Here is a 5,991-nt window from a genome sequence, read left to right as displayed (position 1 = left end):
CGCCGGCCTGACCACCCTGCGCCTGATCAGCCGCCCGGGCTTCCACGCCGAGCTGACCGACTACACCACTCGCCTGCTGGACGGCCTGCAACAGCGCGCCGATGCCGCCGGCATTCCGTTCGTGACCACCCAGGCGGGCGGCATGTTCGGCCTGTACTTCAGCGGCGCTGACGACATCGTCACCTTCGACGACGTGATGGGCAGCGATGCCGACCTGTTCAAGCGCTTCTTCCATCTGATGCTGGAAGGTGGCGTGTACTTGGCACCGAGCGCTTTTGAAGCCGGCTTCACCTCGATCGCCCATGGTGATGCCGAGCTGAAACTGACCCTCGATGCCGCCGAGCGCGCCTTCGCCGCCTTGAAATAAGCGGCGCAAAAATCCGACGTCGCCCCTGGCGGCGTCAGATTTGCTACTTTGCTTACAGGCATTTCCGTCTTTTTTCGAGAATTCACCTGCAATCCGGCAGATAACTTGCCCACGCAGCAGAAAAACGAGTAAAGACTTTGTAAGCAGGTGCCTGCTTATTTCATAATGCGCGCTTATTGGATCCCCCCGTGGGTCCCGCGCCCCGTCAGAGGTAAGTCGATTCCCATGAAACGCACCGGCCGCACCCTGGTTCTGGGCTGCCTGTTGCTCCTTCAGCCGCTGCTGGCGTATGCCCAGGCAGGCGGCAACTCGTTGTTAATCCCAGCGATGGGTCGTTGCACCCTCAATACACAGCCGGAAAGCCAGGCCGAAGCCCTGAGCGCGTGCCAGAAACAGGCCGATGGCGGGGATGCGCAGGCGCAATACGAGTTGGGCGAGTACTTCTACGACAGTAAAAACCCCGCACGTGACCTCAACAAAGCCTTGAGCTACTTCGAGAAAGCCTCGTTGCAGGGCCACGCCCAGGCGCAATTCCAGCTGGGCACCATGTTTTTCCACGGCGAAGGCGTACCGGCCAATAACGTCCAGGCGTACATCGTGCTGAAAATGGCGGCGGTGAACGGCGCCGAAGATGCACTGGACACGGCCGACGAAGTGGCCGAACACATGCAGCGCGACGAACTGGAAGTGGCTACCCAAGTGCTGGGACAGATTTTCCGCAACTACCTGCAGGAACTGCAGAGCGCAGATGGCAGCTCGCCGTTTTCCCCGCTGCCCTGAGTTTTGTAGCGCCTTTACTACCGCCTTCGCGAGCAAGCCCGCTCCCACATTCGACTGTATTCCAAAGGTGGAACTCGGTCGAATGTGAGAGCGGGCTTGCTCGCGAAGGGGTCGGCGCGGTGTTAAGCCTTACTTCTCAGGCATCGGCATCGGAAACGGCATGACATTGCTCATGCCCCGGGCCTCGCTGATTTTCGGCGTGCCCAGGCGCTCGACTTCATCGATGCGCACGATCGAATGCATCGGCACAAAACTGCGCACCACGCCTTCGAACTGAGCCTTGAGTTTTTCCTCGCCCGGGTCGACGACCAGCTGCGTGCGCTCGCCAAAGACGAACTCTTCCACTTCCAGGAAGCCCCACAGATCACTTTGATAGATCTGCTTGGCGTACATTTCGAACACCTGGCCCTGGTTAAGGAAAATCACCTTGTAGATTGGAGCTTCACGTTTGGTCATGGTGGGCGGGTAACACATCGGGGGATTTAAAAGAGGGCGCGAACTATAGCATGGCGTCCGATGCACAGTGCTAGGAACCTATCGGCATGCCCCCTATAATGCGCGGTTCTTTACCACCAGTTGACGATCCCCATGGCCAAGAAGCTTTACATCGAAACCCACGGTTGCCAGATGAACGAGTACGACAGCTCGCGCATGGTCGATCTGCTGGGTGAACATCAGGCCCTGGAAGTCACCGCTCGCGCTGAAGACGCCGATGTGATCCTGCTCAATACGTGCTCGATCCGCGAGCGGGCCCAGGACCGGGTCTACTCGCAGCTGGGCCGCTGGCGTGAACTGAAACTGGCCAACCCGGACATGGTGATCGCCGTCGGCGGTTGCGTGGCCAGCCAGGAAGGCGCCGCCATTCGCGACCGAGCACCGTACGTCGACGTGGTATTCGGCCCGCAGACCCTGCACCGCCTGCCGGAAATGATCGACGCCGCGCGCATCACCAAGCTGCCGCAAGTCGACGTCTCGTTCCCGGAAATCGAAAAATTCGACCATTTGCCCGAGCCGCGCATCGACGGCCCAAGCGCTTATGTGTCGGTAATGGAAGGCTGCAGCAAGTACTGCACCTTCTGCGTGGTGCCCTACACCCGCGGCGAAGAAGTCAGCCGCCCGTTCGACGACGTGCTGGCAGAGATCATTCACCTGGCCGAGAACGGCGTGCGTGAAGTGACCCTGCTGGGACAGAACGTCAACGGCTACCGTGGCCAGACCCACGACGGGCGCCTGGCGGACCTCGCGGAGTTGATCCGCGTAGTGGCCGCCGTCGACGGGATCGAGCGGATTCGCTATACCACTTCGCACCCGCTGGAGTTCTCCGACAGCCTGATCCAGGCCCACGCCGAAGTGCCGGAGCTGGTCAAGCACCTGCACTTGCCGGTGCAATCGGGCTCGGACCGCATTCTCTCGGCGATGAAGCGCAACCACACCGCCCTGGAATACAAATCCAAATTGCGCAAATTGCGTGCGGCGGTGCCGGGGATCTGCATCAGCTCGGACTTTATCGTCGGCTTCCCAGGGGAAACCGAGAAAGACTTCCAGCAGACCATGAAGTTGATTGAAGACGTAGGCTTCGACTTCTCCTACTCCTTCGTCTACAGCCAGCGCCCGGGCACCCCGGCGGCAGACCTGCTCGACGAAACCCCGGAAGCGTTGAAGAAGGAGCGTTTGAACGCCCTGCAACACCGCCTCAACCAGCAGGGTTTCGAGATCAGCCGACAGATGGTGGGCTCGACCCAGCGCATCCTGGTGACCGACTACTCGAAAAAAGACCCTGGCGAATTGCAGGGCCGGACCGAGAACAACCGGATCGTCAACTTCCGCTGTGATAATCCGACGCTGATCGGGCAGTTCGCCGACGTGCACATCGACGCGGCACAACCGCACTCGCTGCGCGGTTCGCTGGTGTAACAATAATTCGACCACCGGGAACCAATGTGGGAGCGGGCTTGCTCGCGAAGGCGGTGTATCAGGCAACGAACAGGCTGACTGCCCCATCGCATTCGCGAGCAAGCCCGCTCCCACATTAGAACGGTGCCAGCTTCGGGATATATAAGTGCTTTCGCACGCAGCCTGCTGGCGTTATCCTTGATTTCATCTTAATTGCCCCAGGGCGGCTAAAAACGACCTTGAACGCACCCATAGAACCACATCGTTTTCTCCTCGAGCCCTTTGAGGCTCGCCGTTTCGCCAATCTGTGCGGACAGTTCGACGAGCACCTGCGCCTGATCGAACAACGCCTGAGCATCGAGATCCGCAACCGCGGCAATCAATTCGAGCTGATTGGTGAACCCCAGCACACCACCTCGGCAGAAAACCTTCTGCGCCGCCTCTACCGGGAAACCAAAGGTAGCGAGCTGTCGCCGGAAACGGTGCACCTGTACCTGCAGGAATCCGCCGTGGAGGACCTGGCCAATAACCCGGTAGCCGAAGCCAGCGTCGCGTTGCGCACCAAGAAAGGCATGATTCGCCCTCGCGGCTTGAACCAGCAGCGCTACGTCAAAGAGATCCTGGGCAACGACATCAACTTCGGCATCGGCCCTGCCGGTACCGGCAAGACCTACCTGGCCGTGGCCTGCGCGGTCGATGCCCTGGAGCGCGAGCAGGTGCGACGCATCCTGCTGGTGCGTCCGGCGGTGGAAGCCGGCGAGAAGCTGGGCTTTTTGCCCGGCGACCTGGCCCAGAAGATCGACCCGTACCTGCGCCCGCTCTACGACGCGCTCTACGAGATGCTCGGCTTCGAATACGTGGCCAAGCTGATCGAGCGCCAGGTGATCGAGATCGCCCCGCTGGCCTACATGCGTGGCCGTACGCTGAACAACAGCTTCATCATTCTCGACGAAAGCCAGAACACCACCGTTGAGCAGATGAAGATGTTCCTGACCCGGATCGGTTTCGGCTCTACGGCCGTGATCACCGGCGACGTCACCCAGGTCGACCTGCCCAAAGGCACCAAGTCGGGCCTGGCCCAGGTGATCGACGTACTCAAGGACGTGCCGGGGATCAGCTTCACGCACTTCATGCCCAAAGACGTGGTACGTCACCCGTTGGTGCAGCGCATTGTCGAAGCCTACGAGCGCTTCGAACACCGCGACGACCAACCGGCCAAGGACACTCGCCGCGATGCTTGAGCTTGACCTGCAGCTGGCCACCGAAGCGCCCGCCCCCAGCGAAGAACAGTTCCGCCAGTGGTGCACCCTGGCCCTGCGCCAGCGCACCGCCGACTCGGAGCTGACCATTCGCCTGGTGGACGAGCCCGAAGGCCGTGAACTGAATCACACCTGGCGACAAAAAGACTACGCGACCAACGTGCTGTCGTTTCCCGCCGACGTACCCGATGAGCTGCTGGATATCCCGTTGCTGGGCGACCTGGTGATCTGCGTCGAAGTGGTCGAGCGTGAAGCAAAGGAACAGGGCAAGGAACTTGAGGCCCATTGGGCCCATCTAGTCATCCACGGCTGCTTGCATCTCTTGGGTTACGACCATATAGACGATGACGAAGCCGAAGAAATGGAAGCACTGGAACGAACGTTGCTTGCAGAACTGGGTCATCGTGACCCGTATGCAGACGACGAAATTGCAACTACACCTAACTGAAACAATAAAGGATTTAGAGTAATCGCTATGAGCGAAGACCGATCGAGCAACGGGCAAAAGTCATGGCTGGGGAAACTCACCCAGGCCTTTGCCCACGAGCCGAAAAACCGCCAGGAGCTGCTGGAGCTGCTGCGCGAGGCGCATCAGAACAAGTTGCTGGACAGCGAAGCGCTGGCCATCGTCGAAGGCGCTATCCAGGTCGCTGACTTGCAAGTGCGGGACATCATGGTTCCGCGCTCGCAGATGGTCAGCATCAAGGCGACCCAGACCCCACGGGAATTCCTCCCGGCCGTCATCGATTCGGCGCACTCGCGCTACCCGGTGATCGGCGAAAGCCATGACGACGTCATGGGCGTCCTGCTGGCCAAGGACCTGCTGCCGCTGATCCTCAAGGAGAACGGCGACAGCTTCAACATCAAGGACCTGCTGCGTCCTGCCACCTTCGTCCCTGAATCCAAGCGCCTGAATGTGCTGTTGCGCGAATTTCGTGCGAACCACAATCACATGGCCATCGTGATTGACGAGTACGGCGGTGTAGCGGGTTTGGTGACCATCGAAGACGTGCTGGAACAGATCGTCGGTGACATCGAAGACGAACACGATGTGGAAGAAGACAGCTACATCAAGCCGCTGCCCAGCGGTGACTTCCTGGTCAAGGCCCTGACGCCGATCGAGAACTTCAACGAGTTCTTCGACAGCGAATTCTCCGACGATGAGTTCGACACGGTTGGCGGCCTGGTGATGAGTGCGTTCGGGCACCTGCCCAAGCGTAACGAGACCACGGAAATCGGTGCCTATCGCTTCCGCATCCTGAATGCCGACAGCCGCCGTATTCACTTGATCCGTTTGACACCTATTGCCCGCTAAGGACTGACATGCGCCGTATGATTGCACCCGGCTGGCCCGGTAACTTGCTGGCCGTGGTGGCCGGCGCCATCACCACCCTGGCGCTGGCGCCGTTCGACCTCTGGCCGTTTGCGCTGGTGGCGGCCGGGTTCTTTTATGCGGGATTGCGTGAACTGACGCCGCGCCAGGCCCTGTGGCGTGGCTGGTGTTTCGGTTTCGGCCTGTTTGGTGCCGGTACCAGCTGGATCTACTACAGCATTCACCACTTCGGCGGCGCTTCGGTGTTGCTGGCGGGCATGCTGATGCTGGCGTTTACGGCGGCCATTGCCTGGTTCTTTGCCCTGCCCGCCTGGCTGTGGGCGCGCTGGCTGCGCCGCAACGAAGCGCCACTGGCCGAT

General features: G+C 60.3%; 6 protein-coding genes and 2 pseudogenes. 7 read left to right on the top strand and 1 reads right to left on the bottom strand.

The features are described 5' to 3' along the window. Together HX846_RS16625 and HX846_RS16620 are read left to right on the top strand one after the other, a co-directional pair. Positions 1 to 367 (top strand): annotated as a pseudogene (locus HX846_RS16625) (aspartate aminotransferase family protein); the annotation flags it as partial. A gap of 225 nt (positions 368 to 592) precedes the next feature. Then, positions 593 to 1,147 (top strand): tetratricopeptide repeat protein, encoded by a 555-nt coding sequence (locus HX846_RS16620; protein WP_008436585.1) that lies wholly within the window; start codon positions 593 to 595, stop codon positions 1,145 to 1,147. Positions 1,148 to 1,276: 129 nt separating this feature from the next. Here the strand turns inward: HX846_RS16620 and HX846_RS16615 are convergent, their stop codons facing one another. Then, positions 1,277 to 1,603 (bottom strand): DUF1820 family protein, encoded by a 327-nt coding sequence (locus HX846_RS16615; RefSeq protein WP_003215457.1) that lies wholly within the window; start codon positions 1,601 to 1,603, stop codon positions 1,277 to 1,279. Between the two features lie 132 nt (positions 1,604 to 1,735). Here HX846_RS16615 and miaB point away from each other — a divergent pair, with 132 nt between their 5' ends. The 5 genes and pseudogenes from miaB to HX846_RS16590 form a co-directional block, all read left to right on the top strand. Then, positions 1,736 to 3,061 (top strand): tRNA (N6-isopentenyl adenosine(37)-C2)-methylthiotransferase MiaB, encoded by a 1,326-nt coding sequence (miaB, locus tag HX846_RS16610; RefSeq protein ID WP_102369960.1) that lies wholly within the window; start codon positions 1,736 to 1,738, stop codon positions 3,059 to 3,061. Positions 3,062 to 3,279: 218 nt separating this feature from the next. Next, complete coding sequence (locus HX846_RS16605; protein WP_003215453.1) at positions 3,280 to 4,281, top strand: PhoH family protein; 1,002 nt, start codon at positions 3,280 to 3,282, stop codon at positions 4,279 to 4,281. Beyond that, a complete protein-coding gene (gene ybeY / locus HX846_RS16600) occupies positions 4,274 to 4,747 on the top strand; it encodes an rRNA maturation RNase YbeY (RefSeq protein ID WP_003215452.1) in 474 nt (157 codons plus the stop codon). Before HX846_RS16605 ends, ybeY begins: the two co-directional genes overlap by 8 nt. A gap of 27 nt (positions 4,748 to 4,774) precedes the next feature. Next, positions 4,775 to 5,614: an HlyC/CorC family transporter gene (locus HX846_RS16595; protein ID WP_003215451.1), complete on the top strand. Its 840-nt coding sequence runs from the start codon at positions 4,775 to 4,777 to the stop codon at positions 5,612 to 5,614. Between the two features lie 8 nt (positions 5,615 to 5,622). Then, positions 5,623 to 5,991 (top strand): annotated as a pseudogene (locus tag HX846_RS16590) (apolipoprotein N-acyltransferase); the annotation flags it as partial.

Origin of the sequence: Pseudomonas sp. K5002, assembly GCF_013386655.1 — a bacterium.
GTDB lineage: Bacteria > Pseudomonadota > Gammaproteobacteria > Pseudomonadales > Pseudomonadaceae > Aquipseudomonas.
The sequence above is the reverse complement of the archived record's forward strand: the minus strand, read 5'-3'. Positions and strand labels throughout refer to the sequence as shown.